The organism is Streptomyces sp. NPDC058796 (genome assembly GCF_042745235.1).
GTDB lineage: Bacteria > Actinomycetota > Actinomycetes > Streptomycetales > Streptomycetaceae > Streptomyces.
Map to the genome: position 1 here is coordinate 211,439 of NZ_JBHYOP010000009.1, position 19,497 is coordinate 230,935.

Below are 19,497 nucleotides of genomic sequence, written 5' to 3' on the forward strand. Positions count from 1 at the left end.
GCACCCAGGGACGCGGGCGGCCGGATGGCCTTCACATTACCCGCGCCGTCCTGGGAAGACCTCCACCGTCCGGACGGGCGGCTCCTGGCCGGGCCGGGCGTCAGGCGAGGTGGAAGACCTCGGTGAGCGGCTTCATCGCCTCGTCGGGGCGGGCCCCGTCGAGGGACTCGAAGAGCGGACCCATCTCGGCCTGCCAGCGGGCGTTGACCTCGGTGGCCTCCATGCCGGCCCGGGCGGCGGCGAAGTCCTCGGTCTCCAGGTAGCCGACGAGCAGGCCGTCGTCCCGCAGGAAGAGCGAGTAGTTGTGCCAGCCGGTGGCCGTCAGTGCCTCGCGCATCTCGGGCCACACGGCGGCGTGGCGTTCGCGGTACTCCGCGATCCGGTCCTGTCGGACCTTGAGCAGGAAACAGACACGCTGCATGAAGTACCGCCCTCGGGTCGGAACGTGCGGGTCGGGAGAAACGCGGGTGTCAGAAGTCGTACTGGTCGATGTTCCCGGCGTTGAACACGGTCGGCTTGCCGAGGTTGATCACGCCGTCCGCGCCGATGGCGTACTCGCCCATCGCACCGGCCTCGAAGGTCTCCCCCTCCTTGCCGGTGATCTGCCCGGAGGCCAGGGCGACGGCGGTGCGCGCGGCGAGTTCGCCGAGCTTGGCCGGGTCCCAGAGCTCGAACGCCTCGACGGTGCCGTTCTTGACGTACTTGCGCATGTCGTTGGGGGTGCCGAGGCCGGTCAGCTTGACCTTGCCCTTGTACTTGGAGCCGGACAGGTACTGGGCGGCGGCCTTGATGCCGACGGTGGTCGGGGAGATGATCCCCTTCAGGTCCGGGTACTCCTGGAGCAGACCCTGGGTCTGCTGGAAGGACTTCTGGGCGTCGTCGTCGCCGTAGGCGACCTCGACCAGCTCGATGTCCTTGTACTTCGGGTCTTCGAGCTCGTCCTTCATGATCTCGATCCAGGCGTTCTGGTTCGTCGCGGTCTGCGCGGCGGAGAGGATCGCGATCTCGCCCTTGTTGCCGATCTGCTCGGCGAGCAGCTGCACCTGGGTGCGGCCGAGGTCCTCGGCGGACGCCTGGGAGACGAAGGCGTTGCGGCACTCCGGGTTGGTGTCGGAGTCGTAGGTGACGACCTTGATGCCGGTCTTCATGGCCTGTTTGAGGGCGGTGCACAGGGCGCCCGGGTCCTGTGCGGAGACGGCCATGGCGTCGACCTGCTGCTGGGTGAGGGTGTTGACGTAGGAGACCTGGCCGGCGGTGTCGGTGCCGCTGGAGGGGCCGACCTCCTTGTAACTGGAGCCCAGTTCCTCCAGGGCCTTCTCGCCGCCCTTGTCGGCGACGGTGAAGTACGGGTTGTTGACCTGCTTGGGCAGGAAGCCGACGGTCAGGCCCTTCTTCGTGGGGGCGTCCGGGTCGGCCTTGCCGGCGGTGGCGGCGGAGGCGTCCTCGTTCCTGACGTCCTCCTTGGTGGTGCCGCCGCAGGCGGTGGCGGCCAGGGCGAGGGAGGTGACGGCGGCGAGGGCGGCGCAGGTGCGGGTCAGGGACTGCTTGCGCATGGTTGGCTTCCTTACGGGGGGGGCTACGGGGTGGGCGCGGGTGCCTTCTGCGGGGGCGGCGCCGCCGCCCTGCGTCCGGCCCGCGCGACGGAGATCTGCCGTGCGACCCGGGGGCCGAGCACGGAGAGCACGAGCAGGACGCCGGTGACGACGATCTGCGACTGGGCGGAGACGTCCTGCAGGCTCATCACGTTCTGCAGCGCCCCGAGCAGGAACACCCCGGCGACGGCGCCGCCGAGTGTCCCCTTGCCGCCGTCGAAGTCGACCCCGCCCAGCAGCACGGCGGCGACGACGGAGAGTTCGAGGCCGGTGGCGTTGTCGTAGCGGGCGCTGGCGTAGTGCAGGGCCCAGAAGACGCCGGTGAGGGCGGACATCAGGCCGGTGAGGGTGAACAGGATCAGCTTCTGCCGCCTGACCCGGATACCGGCGAAGCGGGCCGCCTCCTCGCTGGCGCCGATGGCGAACAGCGACCGACCGAACGGCGTGGCGTGCAGGGCCACCACGGCGATGGCGAGCAGCACGAGGAAGGGGAGGAAGGCGTACGGGACGAAGGTGCCGTCGATGCGTCCGGCCGCGAAGTCCAGGTACGGGGAGGGGAAGTCGGTCACCGCGTCCGAGCCGAGCACGATCTGCGCCATGCCGCGGTAGGCCGCCAGGGTGCCGATGGTGACGGCGAGGGAGGGCAGGCCGAGCCGGGTGACCAGCAGCCCGTTGACCAGGCCGCACACGACGCCGAGCAGCAGGCAGACCGGGATGATCGCCTCGATGGCCATGCCCTGGTTCCACAGGGCGCCCATCACCGCGCCGGACAGGCCCGCGGTGGAGGCGACCGAGAGGTCGATCTCGCCGGAGACGACGAGCAGGGTCATCGGCAGGGCGATGAGCGCGATGGGCAGGGTGTTGCCGATGAGGAAGGACAGGTTGAGGGCGTTGCCGAAGCCGTCGACGAAGCCGAAGGAGAGCAGCAGGACGACGAGGAGGAAGGCGCCGACGACTGTGTCCCAGCGGACGGCGCGCAGCAGGGAGCGGTCAGCCATGGCGGGCGTTCCTCTTCTTCAGGGCGTCGGCCACGCGGAGCGCGACGATCCGGTCGACGGCGATCGCGAGGATGAGCAGGATGCCGTTGATGGCGAGCACCCACACGGAGCTGACGCCGAGGGCGGGCAGCACGCTGTTGACCGAGGTGAGCAGGAGCGCGCCGAGGGCGGCGCCGTAGACGCTGCCGGAGCCGCCGGTGAAGACGACGCCGCCGACCACGACGGCGCTGACGACGGTCAGTTCGTAGCCGGTGCCGGTGCTGGAGTCGACGTTGCCGAACCGGGCCAGGTAGAGGGCCCCGGCGAGTCCTGCGAGGGCGCCGCAGAAGGTGTAGGCGGTCAGGACGCGCTTGCGGACCGGGATGCCGGCGAGCCGGGCGGCCTCCGGGTTGGAGCCGAGCGCGTACAGCTCGCGTCCGCTGCCGAAGTGCCGCAGGTAGTACGCGGTGACGACGAGCACCGCGAGGGCGATCAGCGCCAGCCACGGCACGGCGGAGATCCCGCCCGAGCCGAAGTCGACGAAGCCGCCGGGCAGGTCGGCCGCGGTGATCTGCCGGGAGCCGACCCAGATGGAGTCGATGCCGCGGATGATGTAGAGGGTGCCGAGGGTGACGACCAGGGCGGGCACCTGGCCGAGGCTGACCAGCAGCCCGTTGAGCAGGCCGAAGCCGACGCCCATGAGCACCGCGAGGAGCACGGCGACGGCGGAGTTGCCGCCGCCCTGGAGGTAGGTGCCGGCGGCGAAGGCGCTGATGCCGAGAGTGGAGCCGACGGACAGGTCGACGTTGCGGGTGATGACGACCAGGGACTGGCCGGTGGCGACCAGGACCAGGATGGTCGCGTTCAGCAGCAGGTCCTTGACGCCCTGCTCGGACAGGAACTCGCTGTTGCCGGCCTGGGTGACGGCGATCATCACGAGGAAGACGAGGAGGATGGCGAGTTCGCGCACCCTGAAGACGCGGTCGACGAGCCGGGTGGCGCCGGCTTGGGGTGCCTCGGTGCGAGGTGCCTGGTCCGGTGCGGTGACCGTCATGCGGCGGCCCTCCCCGTGGCCGCGGCCATCACGGTCTCCTCGGTGGCGTCGGAGCGGGCGATCTCCGCGGTCAGCCGGCCCTCGTGCATCACCAGGACGCGGTCGGCCATGCCGAGGACCTCGGGCAGGTCGGAGGAGATCATCAGGACGGCCACACCGTCGGCGGCGAGTTCGCTCAGCAGCCGGTGCACCTCGGCCTTGGTGCCGACGTCGATGCCGCGGGTCGGCTCGTCGACGATCAGCACCTTGGGGCCGGTGGCCAGCCACTTGGCGAGGACGACCTTCTGCTGGTTGCCTCCGGAGAGCGTGGCGACGGCGTCGGCGATGCGGGCGTACTTGACCTGGAGCCTGACCGCCCAGTCGAGGGAGCGGCTGCGCTCGGCGCGCCGGTCCATCAGCCCGGCCCGCACGGTCGTACGGAGCCCGGTGAGGCCGATGTTGCGCTCGATGGACATGTCCATCACCAGCCCCTGGGCGCGCCGGTCCTCCGGGACCAGGGCGAGGCCCGCGGCCATCGCGGTGGACGGGGCGCCGTTGACCAGGTGCTTGCCGTCGACGGTGACCTCGCCCGCGTCCCAGCGGTCCACGCCGAACACGGCGCGGGCGACCTCGGTGCGCCCGGCGCCGACCAGTCCGGCGAGGCCGACGATCTCGCCGCGCCGCACCTCGAAGGAGACGTCGGTGAAGACGCCCTCCCGGGTCAGGCGGCGCACGCTGAGGGCGACTTCGCCGGGGCTGACCTCCTGCTTGGGGTAGAGCTCGTCGAGGTCGCGGCCGACCATGCGGCGGACCAGGTCGTCCTCGGTCATGCCGGCCAGCGGTTCGCCGGCGATCCGGGCACCGTCGCGCAGGGTGGTGACGCGCGCGCAGATCTGGAAGATCTCCTCCAGCCGGTGCGAGATGAAGAGCACGGCGGCGCCCTGCTCGCGCAGGGTGCGCACGACGCCGAAGAGCCGGGCGACCTCGCTGCCGGTGAGCGCGGCGGTCGGTTCGTCCATGACCAGGACACGGGCGTCGAAGGAGAGCGCCTTGGCGATCTCCACGATCTGCTGGTCCGCGATGGACAGGCCGCGCGCGGGGCGGTCGGGGTCGAGTTCGACGCCGAGGCGCCGCATGAGCCCGGCGGTGGCGTCGCGGGTCGCCCGGTGGTCGATGCGGCCGAGGGCGCGCCGAGGCTGCCGGCCCATGAAGATGTTCTCGGCGATCGACAGGTCGGGAAAGAGGGTCGGCTCCTGGTAGATCACGGCGATGCCGGCGTCGCGGGCGTCGCCGGGGCCGTGGAAGACGACCGGCTCGCCGTCGAGCAGCACCTGGCCGGCGTCCGGCCGGTGCACTCCGGCGAGCGCCTTGATGAGGGTCGACTTGCCCGCGCCGTTCTCACCGGCGAGGGCGTGCACCTCGCCGGGGAACAGTTCCAGGGAGACGTCCCGAAGGGCGCGGACCGCGCCGAAGGACTTGGAGACGTCCCTGAGCGCCAGAACCGGGGCCTTACCCGTGTCGGACGGGTGGGTCATGAGGGCTCCTCGACGACGCCGGGCGGGACGGCCCTCACGGCGCCGTGAAAGGTTTCAACTGGGTTGCCGGGACGTTAGGCAGGCCGGGCATGTCACGTCAATGGGTCCGGGTCGAAAAACTTTCGATAGCCGAAGGTCACGGGCGAGTCAAGGAAAGCGGGAGGGAGCAGAAGGGTTGACACCCCCTCGGGTGGCTCATAGCTTCACGTTCTGAATCGTTTCACACATGGTCGTGCGCGGAGCCGGTCCCCGGACCGGCCGCGCCCCGATGTCACAGGAGCGCCGAAGTGACCGAGCCAGCAGCGGTGAAGGCCGCGCTCAGGACCCAGGCAGTCGAGACGCCGTCGTGGGCGTACGGGAACTCCGGCACCCGGTTCAAGGTGTTCGCCCAAGCGGGCGTGCCGCGCGACCCGTTCGAGAAACTGGACGACGCGGCGAAGGTGCACGAGTTCACCGGCGTGGCCCCGACCGTCGCCCTGCACATTCCGTGGGACAAGGTCGAGGACTACGCGGCGCTGGCCGAGCACGCCAAGGCGCGGGGCCTGCGGATCGGCGCGATCAACTCCAACACCTTCCAGGACGACGACTACAGGCTCGGCAGCATCTGCCACCCCGACGCGGCGGTGCGCAAGAAGGCCGTCGGTCACCTGCTGGAGTGCGTCGACATCATGGACGCCACCGGGTCCCGGGACTTGAAGCTCTGGTTCGCCGACGGCACGAACTATCCCGGGCAGGACGACGTGCGCTCCCGGCAGGACCGGCTGGCCGAGGGGCTGGCCGAGGTGTACGAGCGGCTGGGCGAGGGGCAGCGGATGCTGCTGGAGTACAAGCTCTTCGAGCCGGCGTTCTACACGACGGACGTACCGGACTGGGGCACGGCCTACGCGCACTGCCTCCGGCTGGGTGAGAAGGCGCAGGTCGTCGTCGACACCGGGCACCACGCGCCGGGCACGAACATCGAGTTCATCGTGGCGACGCTGCTGCGGGAGGGGAAGCTCGGCGGGTTCGACTTCAACTCGCGCTTCTACGCGGACGACGACCTGATGGTGGGGGCGGCCGATCCGTTCCAGCTGTTCCGCATCATGTACGAGGTGGTGCGCGGGGGCGGGTTCACCTCCGACGTGGCGTTCATGCTGGATCAGTGCCACAACATCGAGGCGAAGATTCCGGCGATCATCCGGTCGGTGATGAATGTGCAGGAGGCCACGGCGAAGGCGTTGCTGGTCGACGCGGACGCGCTGTCCGCCGCGCAGGCTTCGGGCGATGTGCTCGGCGCCAACGCGGTGGTGATGGACGCGTACGACACGGACGTGCGGCCGCTTCTTCGTGAGGTGCGTCAGGAGATGGGGCTCGCCCCGGATCCCATGGCCGCGTATCGCGAGTGCGGGTGGGCGGAGGAGGTCGTTGCCGAGCGGGTGGGTGGGCAGCAGGCGGGGTGGGGGGCGTGAGCGTCTGCCGGGTTTCTGTTGTTCGGCGGCTGCGGGCCGGTTGTGGCTGGTCGCGCAGTTCCCCGCGCCCCTGAGGGCACTTCACCACCCCTCGACCGGAAAGGCACCGTCATGACATCTCACCCTGAAGCCTCCGCACTCCTCGCCCGCTCCCGCCGGCTCGGTTCCGACCCCCGCAACACCAACTACGCCGGCGGGAACGCCTCCGCCAAGGGCACCGCCACCGATCCCGTCACCGGGGGTGATGTGGAGCTGATGTGGGTCAAGGGGTCCGGCGGTGATCTCGGGACGCTCAGCGAGGCGGGGCTCGCCGTGCTGCGGCTGGACCGGATGCGGGCGCTCAAGGGCGTCTACCCGGGCGTCGAGCGCGAGGACGAGATGGTCGCCGCCTTCGACTACTGCCTGCACGGCAAGGGCGGCGCCGCACCCTCCATCGACACGGCGATGCACGGGCTGGTGGAGGCCGCGCACGTGGACCACCTCCACCCCGACTCCGGGATCGCGCTGGCCTGCGCGGCGGACGGCGAGAAACTGACCGCCGAGTGCTTCGGCGACACCGTGGTGTGGGTGCCGTGGCGGCGGCCCGGTTTCCAGCTCGGGCTGGACATCGCGGCCGTGCGGGAGGCCAACCCGCGGGCGATCGGGTGTGTGCTCGGCGGGCACGGCATCACCGCCTGGGGCGACACCTCCGAGGAGTGCGAGCGCAACTCGCTGCACATCATCCGCACCGCCGAGGCCTTCCTCGCCGAGCGCGGGAAGGCCGAGCCCTTCGGCGCGGTGGTCGACGGGTACGAGGCGCTGCCCGAGGCCGAGCGGCGGGAGCGGGCGGCGGCGCTGGCGCCGTACGTGCGCGGGATCGCCTCCCGGGACCGGCCGCAGGTGGGGCACTTCACCGACTCGGACGTGGTGCTGGACTTCCTCGCCCGCGCCGAGCACCCGCGGCTCGCCGCGCTCGGCACCTCCTGCCCCGACCACTTCCTGCGCACCAAGGTCCGGCCGCTGGTGCTCGACCTGCCGCCGACCGCGCCGCTGGACGAGACCGTCGCCCGGCTCAAGGAGCTGCACGCCGCCTACCGCGAGGAGTACGCCGCCTACTACCGGCGGCACGCCGAGCCGGACTCCCCCGCGATGCGCGGCGCCGATCCGGCGATCGTGCTGGTGCCGGGGGTCGGCATGTTCAGCTTCGGCAAGGACAAGCAGACCGCCCGGGTGGCCGGCGAGTTCTACGTCAACGCCGTCAACGTGATGCGCGGGGCGGAGGCGGTGTCGACGTACGCGCCGATCGATGAGTCGGAGAAGTTCCACATCGAGTACTGGGCGTTGGAGGAGGCCAAGCTTCAGCGGATGCCGAAGCCCAGGCCGCTGGCGACCCGGGTGGCGCTGGTGACCGGCGCGGGCAGCGGGATCGGGAAGGCGATCGCGCGGCGGCTCGTCGACGAGGGCGCCTGCGTGGTGGTCGCCGATCTGAACGGGGAGAACGCCGCCGCGGTCGCCGAGGAGCTGGGCGGGCCGGACAAGGCGGTCGCCGTGACCGTGGACGTGACGGACGAGGAGCGGATCGCCGAGACCTTCCGGGCGGCCGTACTCGCCTTCGGCGGGGTCGACCTGGTGGTCAACAACGCGGGCGTCTCCATCTCCAAGCCGCTGCTGGAGACCTCCGCCGAGGACTGGGACCTCCAGCACGACATCATGGCCCGCGGCTCGTTCCTGGTCTCGCGCGAGGCGGCCCGGGTGATGACGGCGCAGGAGATGGGCGGCGACATCGTCTACATCGCCTCGAAGAACGCCGTCTTCGCGGGCCCCAACAACATCGCCTACTCCGCGACCAAGGCCGACCAGGCACACCAGGTGCGCCTCCTCGCCGCCGAGCTGGGTGAGCACGGCATCCGTGTGAACGGGGTCAACCCGGACGGTGTGGTGCGTGGTTCGGGGATCTTCGCGGGCGGCTGGGGCGCCCAGCGGGCGGCCGTGTACGGGGTGCCGGAGGAGAAGCTGGGCGAGTTCTACGCGCAGCGGACGCTGCTGAAGCGAGAGGTGCTGCCCGAGCACGTCGCCAACGCCGTGTTCGCGCTGACCGGCGGCGAACTGACCCACACCACCGGCCTGCACGTCCCGGTCGACGCCGGCGTCGCCGCCGCGTTCCTGCGATGAGCCCTGCCGTGAACGTCAAGTCGTACGCCGCGGTCGACCTCGGTGCGTCCAGCGGGCGCGTCATGGTCGGCCGCGTCGACCCCGACCGACTGGAGCTGGCCGAGGCGCACCGCTTCCCCAACCGGCCGGTCCGTACACCGGAAGGGCTGCGCTGGGACGTCCTGGCCCTGTACGCCGGTGTGCTGGACGGGCTGCGGGCGGCCGGACCGGTGGACTCGGTGGGCGTGGACAGCTGGGCCGTCGACCACGGTCTGCTGGACGCCGACGGGGCGCTGCTCGGCAACCCCGTGCACTACCGCGACGCCCGCACCGAGGGCGTCGCGGAGAAGGTGTGGTGCACGCTGCCCGCCGCGGAGCTGTACGCGGCGACCGGGCTGCAGTACGCGCCCTTCAACACCCTGTACCAGCTGGTCGCCGCGCGCGGCACCGCCCAGTTCGCGCAGGCCCGGCGGCTGCTGCTGATCCCGGACCTGCTGACGTACTGGCTGACCGGCGAGCAGGGCACGGAGCTGACCAACGCCTCCACCACCCAGCTGATCGACCCCGGCACCCGGGACTGGGCGCGGGACGTCGCCGACCGGCTCGGGATCGACCTGGCCCTCTTCGCGCCGCTGCGGCGACCGGGCGACCCGGCGGGTGTGCTGACGCCACGGGTGCTGGAGGAGACGGGGCTGGACGGGCCCGTGCCGGTGACGGCGGTCGGTTCGCACGACACCGCGTCCGCGGTGGCCGCCGTGCCGGCCTCGGGCGAGCGGTTCGCGTACATCTGCACCGGCACCTGGTCGCTGGCCGGCCTGGAGCTGACCGCTCCGGTGCTGACGGAGGAGAGCCGCGCCGCCAACTTCACCAACGAACTGGGGCTCGACGGCACGGTCCGGTACCTGCGCAACATCATGGGCCTGTGGCTGCTCCAGGAGTGTGTACGGGCCTGGGGCGAGCCGGATCTGGGTGAGCTGCTGCTCGCGGCGGCGCGGGTGCCGGCGCTGCGGTCGGTGGTGGACGCGGGTGACGCTGCGTTCCTGGCGCCGGGGCGGATGCCGGAGCGGATCGCCGAGGCGTGCCGTGCCTCGGGGCAGCCGGTGCCCGAGGAGCCCGCCGAGGTGACCCGGTGCATCCTCGACTCGCTGGCGCTGGCCCACCGCGGGGCCGTCGAGGACGCCCAGCGGCTCGCGGGACACCCGGTGGACGTCGTGCACGTCGTCGGCGGCGGCACCCGCAACGCGCTGCTGTGCCAGCTGACCGCCGACGCCTGCGGGCTGCCCGTGGTGGCGGGGCCGACGGAGGCCGCCGCGCTCGGCAACGTCCTGGTGCAGGCTCGCGCCCACGGGCTGGTCGGCGACCTCGCCGACATGCGCCGGCTGCTGGTGCGCACCCAGTCGCTGACCCGGTACGAGCCCCGGGGCGGCACGGCGCGCTGGCGGGCGGCCGAGGCCCGGCTCGCCGACCGGTGAACGGGGTCTCCCCCGGCCACGCCACGCCGACTACCCTGCGATTCATCCGATGATCAACAAGTTCCGTCGATCACGTTCCACCGGTCACGTCCATCGATCACGAGGAGCCGCGATGCGTGTCGCCCTGTTCCTGACCTGCGTCAACGACACGCTCTATCCGGACACCGGCCGCGCCGTCGTCAGGCTGTTGACCAGACTGGGTGTCGAGGTCGACTTCCCGACGGGCCAGACCTGCTGCGGCCAGGCGCACTACAACACCGGTTACCGGCACGAGGCGGAGCCGCTGGCCCGGCACTTCGCCGAGGTCTTCGAGGAGTACGACGCGGTGGTGACGCCGTCGGGCTCGTGCGGGGCGATGGTGCGGGAGCTGTACCCGCGCATGGGTGAGCGGGCGCGCGCGGAGGGGCGCGGGGGCGGCCTCGCGGCGACTCTGGCGCCGGTGGTGCCGAAGACGTACGAGCTGACGGAGTTCCTGGTGGACGTGCTGGGGGTGACGGACGTGGGGGCGTACTACCCGCACACGGTGACGTACCACCCGACCTGCCACGGGCTGCGCGGCCTCGGTCTCGGCGACCGGCCCCGGCGGCTGCTGGAGGCGGTGAGGGGGCTGGAGCTGGTCGAGTTGCCCGGCGCGGAGGAGTGCTGCGGCTTCGGCGGCACCTTCGCCGTGAAGAACGCGGACGTGTCGGCGGCGATGGGCGCGGACAAGGTGCGCAACGCCGAGTCGACGGGCGCGGAGGTACTGTGCGCGGCCGACAACTCCTGCCTGATGCACATCGGCGGCACCATGACGCGGCTGCGCACGGGCATGCGGCCGGTGCACATCGCGGAGATCCTGGCGAGCACCGAGGAGGCGGTGGCCGTATGAGCGGCACGTATCTGGGGATGCCGGCCTTCCCGGAGGCCGCGCGTACGGCGGTGCGCAATCCGACGCTGCGGGGCAACCTGCGCCACGCCACCCGCACCATCCGGGACAAGCGGGCCCGCGCGGTCGCGGAGCTGGACGACTGGACGGAGCTGCGGGAGGCCGGCCGGCGCATCAAGGACCACACCCTGCGCCACCTCGACCGGTACCTGGTGCAGGTGGAGGAGGCGGTCACGGCGGCCGGCGGGACCGTGCACTGGGCCGCCGACGCGGACGAGGCCAACGCGATCGTCGCCCGGCTGGTCGAGGAGACCGGCGAGCGGGAGGTCGTCAAGGTCAAGTCGATGGCGACGCAGGAGATCGGTCTCAACGAGGCACTGGAGGCGGCCGGCATCCACGCCTACGAGACGGATCTCGCCGAGCTGATCGTGCAGTTGGGCAAGGACCGCCCCTCGCACATCCTGGTCCCGGCGATCCACCGCAACCGCGGGGAGATCCGGGACATCTTCCGCTCCGAGATGAGCGAGTGGGGACGCCCGGCACCGGAGGGCCTGACGGACACGCCCGCCGAACTCGCGGAGGCGGCACGGCTTCACCTGCGGGAGAAGTTCCTGCGGGCCAAGGTGGGCATCTCCGGCGCGAACTTCGTCGTCGCCGAGACCGGCACGCTCGTCGTCGTGGAGTCCGAGGGCAACGGGCGGATGTGTCTGACCCTGCCCGAGACGCTGATCTCGGTCGTCGGCATCGAGAAGATCGTGCCGAGGTGGCAGGACCTGGAGGTCTTCCTCCAGACCCTCCCCCGCTCCTCCACCGCCGAGCGCATGAACCCGTACACGTCCATGTGGACGGGGACCACCGACGAGGACGGCCCGCGCACCTTCCACCTGGTCCTGCTGGACAACGGCCGCACCGACACCCTCGCCGACGAGGTCGGCCGGCAGGCGCTGCGATGCATCCGCTGCTCGGCCTGCCTGAACGTCTGCCCGGTGTACGAGCGGGCGGGCGGCCACGCCTACGGCTCGGTGTACCCGGGTCCGATCGGCGCGATCCTCAGCCCGCAACTGCGCGGCACGGGCAGCGACATCGACGCGTCCCTGCCGTACGCGTCGTCGCTGTGCGGCGCCTGCTACGAGGTGTGCCCGGTGGCCATCGACATCCCCGAGGTCCTGGTGCACCTGCGGGAGCGGGTGGTGCAGGGCGGTCCGGCCGTCCGGCGGGGCAACCGGGTCGTCCTGAAACCGGCCAAGGGGCACGCGGCCGAGCGGGCGGCGATGCGGGCGGCGCAGTGGGCGTTCACGCACCCGGGCGCGCTGCGCGCCGGCCAGCGGCTGGCGTCGCGGACCCGGCGGCTGCACCCGCGGACGCTTCCCGGACCCGGCCGGGCGTGGAGCGGCACGCGCGATCTCCCTCAGGTGCCCGCGGAGCCGTTCCGCGACTGGTGGCAGCGCACGCGCGGTGGGAAGGACGGGGCGAAGTGAGCAGCAGGGAACGCATCCTGGGCCGGGTACGGCGCGCCCTCGCGGACGTGCCGGCCGACGAGGCTCCGATCGCGCGGGACTATCTGCGCGAGCACGGGCGGCGGAGCACCGCCGAGACGGTGGAGCTGCTCGCCGAGAACCTGGCGGACTACCGGGCGGTCGTGCACCGCAGCACGGACGAGCGGTTGCCCGAGCTGCTGACGCGGCTCCTGACCGCACACGGCTCGCGGAGCGTGGTGGTCCCGCCCGGGCTGCCCCCGCACTGGCTCCGGGCGGTCGACGCGACCCGCGTCCACGACAGCGCGGCGAGCACCCCGCAGGACCTGGACCGCGTCGACAGCGTGGTCACCGGTTGCGCGGTCGCCGTCGCCGAGACCGGCACCATCGTCCTGGACGGCTCCCCCGACCAGGGCCGCCGCCGCATCACCCTCGTCCCCGACCACCACGTCTGCGTCGTACGGGTGCCGGACCAGGTGGTGTCGTCGGTGCCTCACGCCCTCGGGCGCCTCGACCCCGCGCGCCCGTTGACCTGGATCTCCGGTCCGTCGGCCACCAGTGACATCGAGCTGGACCGGGTCGAGGGGGTGCACGGTCCGCGCACGCTGGAGGTGGTGCTGGTGGAGGGATGAACGGGCGGGCGGTGACCGGCCGGGCGGGTGCCGGGACCGGGTGTCACTGAGTACACCCCGATACGGGCTCTGCGCCCCGTGTGCCCCGGCGCCCCGCTCCGTAGCGTCCTCGGTGAGGCAGCGCACAGGGCGTGCCGCACGGAGGATGATGACGATGTTTCGCACCGGCGCACGAGGCGGCCACGGACCGGGGCCCGCCCCGGAGGCGCTCCGGCTGGTCAAGGTGGCCCGGACCTACGGCAGCGCCGAGAACGCGGTGACCGCGCTGGACGGGGTGACGCTGAGCCTGGGCCGCGGCACGTTCACCGCGGTGATGGGGCCGTCGGGTTCGGGCAAGTCCACGTTGCTGCAGTGCGCGGCGGGTCTCGACCGGCCGGACAGCGGCATCGTGTGTGTGGACGGCACGGAGCTGACCGGCGGCAGTGAGGCGGAGCTGACCAGGTTCCGGCGCGGCCGGGTCGGGTTCGTGTTCCAGCAGTACAACCTGCTGGAGACGCTCACGGTCGCGCAGAACACGGTGCTGCCGCTGAAGCTGGCCGGGCGCCGCGTCGACCGGAAGCGGGCGCGGGAGGTCCTGGCCGCGGTCGGTCTCGGGGACCGGCTCGGGCACCGGCCCGACCAGCTTTCCGGCGGGCAGCGGCAGCGGGTGGCGATCGCCCGCGCACTGGTGGCCGAGCCCCGGGTGATCTTCGCGGACGAGCCGACGGGCGCGCTGGACACGCGCAGCGCGCGGCAGGTGATGCTGCTGCTGCGGGAGGCGGTGCGGGTGCACGGCCGGACCGTGGTGATGGTGACGCACGACCCGGTCGCCGCCTCGTACGCCGACTCGGTCGTCTTCCTCGCCGACGGACGGCTCGCGGGGCGGATGGACGCCCCGACGCCGGACGCGGTCGCGGAGCGGCTGGCGCACCTGGGCGACGACGTGCCTGCGGGGGTGTGAGCGGTGTTCGTACTGGCGCTTCGGTCGGTCCGGCGACGCCCCGGACGGTTCCTCGCGACGCTGCTGTCCGCCTTCCTCGGCGCGGCAGTCATCATGATGTTCAACTCGATGCACGACACGGCCGGGCAGGGCGGAGTGGACCCGGTCAGCTCGGAGACGCTGGGCACGGCGGCGGGGGTCGTCGGCGGGTACGGGACGCTGCTGGTGTTCTTCGCGGTGGCCTCGACGCTGACGGTCAACGTGCGGCAGCGCGCCGCCGAGCTGGAGCTGCTGCGCTGCTCGGGGGCGACCCCGGCGCAGATCAAGCGGATGGTGGTGGGTGAGGCGGTGGCCGTGGCCCTGGCGGGCTCGGCGCTGGCCGTCGGCCCGGCCACGCTCGGCGGGCGGGCGCTGCTGGAGATGTTCCAGGACAGCGGCCAGGTGGCTGGAGCCGTCGCGTACTCCTTCGGGCCGGTCGCGCTGGTGAGCGGCGTGACCATCACGCTGCTCGCGTCGGCGGGCGCCGCGTTCCTGGCGGTGCGGCGGGTGACGCGGCGCGGTCGGGAGCGGGCCGGCGCCAAGCGGTTCCTGGCGTACGCCGCGCTGGCCACCGGTGCCGTCGGCGCCGGTGCCACCTTCCTGTTCTCCGCGACGGACGAGGCGCTGATGGCGCCGCCGGCCTACGGGGCGATCCTGCTGTCGGTGGGCTTCGCGCTGCTGTCGCCGCGGCTGCTGAAGGGCGTGCTCGACCGGTTGCCGCTGAGGGGCGCGAGCGGCTGGCTGGCCGTGCGCAACCTGCGGGAACGGGCGGATCACCTCGCCGGGATCCTGGTGTCGCTGATCCTGTTCACGGCGGTGTCGACGGCGACGGTCACCATGCAGGCGGTGGAGAGCGACGCGGTGAAGGCCTCCGGGCTGGTCAAGTCGGTCGACGCCAAGAACCTGGAGACACTCAACCTCACGGTGGTCGGCATCATCGCGGTGTTCGTCTGCGTGATGCTGGTCAACTCGCTGTACGCGGCTACGACGTACCGCTCCCGGGAGTTCGGGCAGCAGCGGCTGGCGGGGGCGACCCCGGGGCAGGTGCTGGGCGTGGTCGGCGTCGAGGGCCTGGTCCTGACGCTGACGGGGGTGTTCTTCGGCACGGTGGCCGCGCTGGCCGGGGTCGTGCCGTTCACGGTCGTGCGGACCGACGCGGTGCTGCCGGAGCAGTTCCCCGGCGTCTGGCTGACGATGGTGTCGGTGTCGGCGGCGGTGACGCTCGGGACGAGCCTCGGGACGGCCCGGCGGGTGCTGCGCACGCCGGCGGTCGGGGCGGTGGCCCTGGCCGCGTGAGCGACGCGTGTGGAGGGGGTGGCCGTCTCGGCGGTCACCCCCTCTTCGCGTACCCGCTCCTAGTCGGCCTTGGCGTACTCCTTCGCCATGCCGCCCGCGAAGTCGTACACGACGCACTGCGCGTCGCCCACGACCCAGGCGTCGTGACCGGGCGAGCAGACGAACACGTCGCCGGGGCCCACCTCGCTCTCGGCGCCGTCGTCCATGCGGACGTGCATCCGGCCCTCCGCCACGTAGCAGTTGTGGTGGATCATGCAGCTGTCGGTGCCCGCGATGGGCGCCACGGACTCCGACCAGCGCCAGCCCGGTTCGAAGGTGGCGACGGCGAAGTCGAGTCCTTCCATGTGCACGGCCTCTATGTGTCCGCGGGGGAAATCGCGCCGCTCGTCCGGCTTGTCGAGCGTCTTGGCCTCCAGCATGACGCTCCTCCTTTCCCAGTCCCCACCACCCCATCGTCCGCCTGTCAACTCGGCACCGCCATCCGGGGGCAGTTGACATCCGCGAACCAACTGATCATGCTTCTACTAATGAATTAATGAAAGCATGGAAGGTGACGTGGTCGAGTACCGGATCGATCGACGCGGCGGCATACCCGCCTACGTGCAGATCGTGCGGCAGACCGAGCAGGCGCTCCGGATGGGCGTGCTGCGGGTCGGGGACAAGCTCCCGACGGCCAAGGAGGTCGTCGCCGCCACCGCCATCAACCCCAACACCGTGTTCCGGGCCTATCGCGACCTGGAGCAGGCCGGTCTGGTGCGGTCGCGGCGCGGCCTCGGCACCTTCGTGACCCGGTCGCTGGCGCGGCCCGGCGCGGAGGACGACTCGCCGCTGCGCACGGACCTCGCCGAGTGGATCGCACGGGCCCGGCAGGCCGGGCTGGAGCGGGACGACGTGCTCGCCCTGGTCACGGCGGCGCTGGACGCGTACGAGCCGGACGGGCCCGGGCGACACGGGGACGAGCCGCGCGAGCGGCACGAGCAGGACCCGGGCGACCGGGGACGGAGACAGGAGGACGCATGACCGGGCCGGACGAGCCCGCCGCACTGCACGCCACGGACCTCGGGTTCCGCTACCGGGCACGCGGCGACTGGGCCCTGCGGGACTGCGGGTTCACGGTGCCCCGCGGCCGGATCACCGCGCTGGTGGGCCGCAACGGCGCGGGCAAGAGCACCCTGCTGCACCTGGCCGGCGGCCTGCTGCGGCCCACGCACGGAGAGATCCGGGCCCTGGGCACCGCCCCGGACTCCGCCGCGGCCCGCACCCGGGTCGCCCTGCTCACCCAGGACAAGCCGCTCTACCCGCGCTTCACGGTGGCCGACACCCTGCGCATGGGCGGCAAGCTGAACGCCGCCTGGGACCGGACGGTCGCCGAGCGGGTCGTGGGCGAGGGCGGAATCCCCCTCACGGCCCGCGTGGGCGAGCTGTCACCGGGCCGGCGCACCCGGGTGGCGCTCGCCCTGGCCCTCGGCAAGCGGCCGGAGCTGCTGCTCCTGGACGAACCGCTCGCCGACCTCGACCCGGTGGTGCGCGAGGAGATCATGGCGACCCTGATGGCCGAGGCGGCCGAGCGAGAGGTGAGCATCGTGCTGTCCTCCCACGTCCTGCCCGACCTGGAGCAGACCTGCGACCGGGTACTGCTGCTGCGGGCCGGCCGGGTCGCACTGGACGAGGACACCGACGCGCTCCGCGAGGGCCACGCCCTGGTCACCGGACACGCCGACGAGGCTCCCGGACTGCGGCGCCACGAAGTGGTGCGGCAGCGCACGCACGGACGGCAGCTGACCGCGCTGATACGCCCCCGGGGCCCGCTCGGCGGCCACTGGCACGTCGAACGGCCCGGCCTGGAGGAGATCCTCCTCGGCCACCTGCGCTCCGGCACCGAGGGCACGGAGGAGGCGGCGTGAAGGGCACGCTCTGGCTGGCCTGGCGCCAGCAGCGGGCGCTGGTCGGCTGCGGCGCCGCCGTCCTGGTCGGCGTCGCCGCACTCGCCGCGTACTTCCGCTCGGGCATGCTGGACGACCTGCACAGCGGACTGTTCGACCACTGCGAGCCCGGCCCGCTGTTCTGCAGCCGGCCCGGGGACGGGCTGCCGCTGTTCCTGGACATCGAACCGCTCAAGCTGCTCGGCGCGCTCAACATCGCCCTGCCCACGCTGATCGGCATGTTCTGGGGCGCACCGCTGCTGGGACGCGACCGGGAACTGGGCACCCACCGGATGGTGCTGGCGCAGGGCGTGAGCCGGGCCCAGTGGTTCGCCTCCCGCCTCGCTCTCGCCTCGGCGGGCACCGTGGCGCTCTCCGGGTCGCTGGCCCTGCTGTTCCGCTGGTGGTGGGAGCCGGCCGCCAACCACGGCTACGGCGTCTTCTGGTACGAGGCGACCGCACTCACCGGTTCCGGTCCCGCCGCCGTCGCCGCCGCGCTGTGCGGCCTGGCCGTGGGCACCCTCGCCGGGCTGCTGACCCGCCGGGTGCTGTCCGCGATGGCGTGGACGCTGCTGCTCACGGCCGCGGTGACGGCGCTGGTGCAGTGGACCCACCGGGCCCGGCTCCTGGTCCCGCCGCACACCTACGTCAGCGACGGGTGGCGGCCCAAGCCGCCGATGGGCGAGAAGTGGTCCACCGGGCACTACGGCCTGATCACGGCGTCCGGCCGCCGGGAGGACGTTCTGAACTGCCCCCACCCGTCCGGGCGCGAGCTGAAGGAGTGCATGACGCAGCACGGCTACGTCGCACGCTTCTACGAGGCGAACCCCGCCGGCGACTACTGGGCGTTCCAGTGGACCGACACGGCCCTCCTCGGCGGCCTCGCGCTCGCACTCGCCCTCGTCACGGTCCTGTTGCTGCGCCGCCGGATCTGACACCCTCTGCGGCACCTCCCGCACCGTCCCCCCTCAGCCCCTCACACGGAGGTCGAACCGTCATGCCCAAGGACGCCAAGTCCCCGAAGAAACTGCGCAGCAACCGCGCCGCGCTCACCCACAAGGTCGGCTACGCGCTGCGCCACCCCGAGCGCGTCGGCCCGTACGTGCGCCGCGCCGGCCGGGACGCGTGGCTGCGGCTCAAGCACCCGGACCACGTCGGCTACTACCGGGCGGTGATGGCCTCCGACGCCCGCCGCAGCCCCGAGGCGGCGGTCGGCAGCCGGACCCACGACCGCTGGCTGGCGCTGGGACAGATGCAGTTCGACTACCTGATCGAGCACGGACTGCGCCCGGAGCACCGCATGCTGGACATCGGCTGCGGCAACCTGCGCGGCGGCCGGCACTTCATCGACCACCTCGACACCGGGCACTACTACGGCATCGACATCTCGCCGGACATACTGATCGCCGCGAAGCAGACGCTGACCGAGCACGGCCTCCAGGCCAAGCTGCCCCACCTGACCATCACCGGGGACCTGAAGCTGGAGTTCCTGCCGGACGACCACTTCGACGTCGTGCACGCGCACAGCGTCTTCTCGCACTCGCCGCTGAGCGTCATCGACGAGTGCCTCGCTCACGTCGGCCGCGTCCTGACCGACACGGGCTTCTTCGACTTCACCTTCGACCGCACCGAGGGCACGGAACACCAGGTGCTGCGCGAGGACTTCTACTACCGCACCGACACGCTGCTCACGCTGGCGGCCCAGCACAACCTGCACGCGCGGTTCATGGAGGACTGGGAGAAGCGGCCGCACGGACAGTCCAAGATCCGGGTCAGCCGCTCGCCGCTGCCGTCCTGACCTCCGGCCCGCGCCCCGGCCTCAGGGGCGCGGGTTCACCCGTCGCCAGCCCGGCCGGTCGCCCGCTCCCCGGCGGCCGGCCGCCGCCGCGCAGCGCGGGCAGACCCGGCGGACGGCATCGGCCGCGCCGCCGGACTCGGGCAGGACGTCCCCCCAGCCGACGGCCGGGAACCGGGCCAGCCGCGAGCGGTGCAGGGACAGCCCGCACACAGTCTGGTTCATGCCCTGCTCCCACGCGTGCACCTCGCCGGCCGGCAGCCAGCGGCTGTCCTCCTCGTCCCACCAGCGGCCGGAGGCCGCCACCTCGTAACGCCTGGTCCTGGCCATCGGCTCCGCCCACCGCCTTCCTCTCCGTGCCCTTCCG

At 72.3% G+C, this 19,497-nt stretch carries 19 protein-coding genes; 12 read left to right on the plus strand and 7 right to left on the minus strand.

The genetic code is table 11. The annotated features are described in order from the left end of the window. Window positions 1-100: 100 nt before the first annotated feature. From ACFW47_RS23540 to ACFW47_RS23560, 5 genes are read right to left on the minus strand one after another with little or no spacing between them, the layout of a single operon-like run. Window positions 101-421 carry an L-rhamnose mutarotase gene (locus ACFW47_RS23540; RefSeq protein WP_386277617.1) on the minus strand — a complete coding sequence of 107 codons (321 nt, stop codon included), beginning with the start codon at window positions 419-421 and terminating at the stop codon, window positions 101-103. Between the two features lie 49 nt (window positions 422-470). Then, a complete protein-coding gene (gene rhaS, locus ACFW47_RS23545) occupies window positions 471-1,553 on the minus strand; it encodes a rhamnose ABC transporter substrate-binding protein (RefSeq protein WP_386277619.1) in 1,083 nt (360 codons plus the stop codon). Window positions 1,554-1,576: 23 nt separating this feature from the next. After that, the gene (locus ACFW47_RS23550) at window positions 1,577-2,590 is read right to left on the minus strand and encodes an ABC transporter permease (protein WP_386306927.1); all 1,014 of its coding nucleotides are present in this window, start codon (window positions 2,588-2,590) and stop codon (window positions 1,577-1,579) included. Then, window positions 2,583-3,623, minus strand: a complete 1,041-nt coding sequence (locus ACFW47_RS23555; RefSeq protein ID WP_386306929.1) for an ABC transporter permease — start codon at window positions 3,621-3,623, stop codon at window positions 2,583-2,585. The genes ACFW47_RS23550 and ACFW47_RS23555 overlap by 8 nt, the downstream gene beginning before the upstream one ends. Beyond that, the gene (locus ACFW47_RS23560) at window positions 3,620-5,137 is read right to left on the minus strand and encodes a sugar ABC transporter ATP-binding protein (protein WP_386306930.1); all 1,518 of its coding nucleotides are present in this window, start codon (window positions 5,135-5,137) and stop codon (window positions 3,620-3,622) included. Before ACFW47_RS23560 ends, ACFW47_RS23555 begins: the two co-directional genes overlap by 4 nt. Before the next feature lie 287 nt (window positions 5,138-5,424). Here ACFW47_RS23560 and rhaI point away from each other — a divergent pair, with 287 nt between their 5' ends. The 8 genes from rhaI to ACFW47_RS23600 all read left to right on the plus strand — a co-directional run bounded on the left by rhaI (window position 5,425) and on the right by ACFW47_RS23600 (window position 15,413). Beyond that, the gene (rhaI, locus tag ACFW47_RS23565) at window positions 5,425-6,585 is read left to right on the plus strand and encodes an L-rhamnose isomerase (protein ID WP_386277627.1); all 1,161 of its coding nucleotides are present in this window, start codon (window positions 5,425-5,427) and stop codon (window positions 6,583-6,585) included. Window positions 6,586-6,696: 111 nt separating this feature from the next. After that, window positions 6,697-8,736, plus strand: a complete 2,040-nt coding sequence (locus tag ACFW47_RS23570; protein WP_386306931.1) for a bifunctional aldolase/short-chain dehydrogenase — start codon at window positions 6,697-6,699, stop codon at window positions 8,734-8,736. Beyond that, window positions 8,733-10,187 (plus strand): rhamnulokinase family protein, encoded by a 1,455-nt coding sequence (locus tag ACFW47_RS23575; RefSeq protein ID WP_386277631.1) that lies wholly within the window; start codon window positions 8,733-8,735, stop codon window positions 10,185-10,187. Before ACFW47_RS23570 ends, ACFW47_RS23575 begins: the two co-directional genes overlap by 4 nt. Before the next feature lie 112 nt (window positions 10,188-10,299). After that, window positions 10,300-11,055, plus strand: a complete 756-nt coding sequence (locus ACFW47_RS23580; RefSeq protein ID WP_386277633.1) for a (Fe-S)-binding protein — start codon at window positions 10,300-10,302, stop codon at window positions 11,053-11,055. After that, entirely contained in the window at window positions 11,052-12,530 is a 1,479-nt protein-coding gene (locus ACFW47_RS23585; RefSeq protein ID WP_386306932.1) for a LutB/LldF family L-lactate oxidation iron-sulfur protein, read from the plus strand. The genes ACFW47_RS23580 and ACFW47_RS23585 overlap by 4 nt, the downstream gene beginning before the upstream one ends. After that, a complete protein-coding gene (locus tag ACFW47_RS23590) occupies window positions 12,527-13,159 on the plus strand; it encodes a lactate utilization protein C (RefSeq protein ID WP_386277638.1) in 633 nt (210 codons plus the stop codon). Before ACFW47_RS23585 ends, ACFW47_RS23590 begins: the two co-directional genes overlap by 4 nt. A 154-nt stretch (window positions 13,160-13,313) precedes the next feature. Further along, complete coding sequence (locus ACFW47_RS23595) at window positions 13,314-14,099, plus strand: ABC transporter ATP-binding protein (RefSeq protein WP_386277640.1); 786 nt, start codon at window positions 13,314-13,316, stop codon at window positions 14,097-14,099. A 3-nt stretch (window positions 14,100-14,102) separates the two neighbouring features. Then, window positions 14,103-15,413, plus strand: a complete 1,311-nt coding sequence (locus ACFW47_RS23600; protein ID WP_386306934.1) for an FtsX-like permease family protein — start codon at window positions 14,103-14,105, stop codon at window positions 15,411-15,413. Window positions 15,414-15,472: 59 nt separating this feature from the next. Here the strand turns inward: ACFW47_RS23600 and ACFW47_RS23605 are convergent, their stop codons facing one another. After that, a complete protein-coding gene (locus ACFW47_RS23605; protein WP_217249045.1) occupies window positions 15,473-15,832 on the minus strand; it encodes a cupin domain-containing protein in 360 nt (119 codons plus the stop codon). Window positions 15,833-15,956: 124 nt separating this feature from the next. Between ACFW47_RS23605 and ACFW47_RS23610 the strand changes: the two genes are divergently transcribed. From ACFW47_RS23610 to ACFW47_RS23625, 4 genes are all read left to right on the plus strand, one after another. Then, complete coding sequence (locus ACFW47_RS23610; protein WP_386277645.1) at window positions 15,957-16,433, plus strand: GntR family transcriptional regulator; 477 nt, start codon at window positions 15,957-15,959, stop codon at window positions 16,431-16,433. Then, window positions 16,430-17,317 (plus strand): ATP-binding cassette domain-containing protein, encoded by an 888-nt coding sequence (locus ACFW47_RS23615; protein ID WP_386306935.1) that lies wholly within the window; start codon window positions 16,430-16,432, stop codon window positions 17,315-17,317. Before ACFW47_RS23610 ends, ACFW47_RS23615 begins: the two co-directional genes overlap by 4 nt. Further along, window positions 17,314-18,270, plus strand: coding sequence for a transporter (locus tag ACFW47_RS23620; RefSeq protein WP_386306937.1), 957 nt, complete (start codon window positions 17,314-17,316; stop codon window positions 18,268-18,270). The genes ACFW47_RS23615 and ACFW47_RS23620 overlap by 4 nt, the downstream gene beginning before the upstream one ends. Window positions 18,271-18,332: 62 nt before the next feature. Further along, entirely contained in the window at window positions 18,333-19,133 is an 801-nt protein-coding gene (locus tag ACFW47_RS23625; protein WP_383275932.1) for a class I SAM-dependent methyltransferase, read from the plus strand. A gap of 21 nt (window positions 19,134-19,154) precedes the next feature. Here ACFW47_RS23625 and ACFW47_RS23630 read toward each other — a convergent pair whose 3' ends face one another. Beyond that, a complete protein-coding gene (locus tag ACFW47_RS23630) occupies window positions 19,155-19,460 on the minus strand; it encodes a hypothetical protein (protein ID WP_386306938.1) in 306 nt (101 codons plus the stop codon). Window positions 19,461-19,497 lie beyond the last annotated feature (37 nt).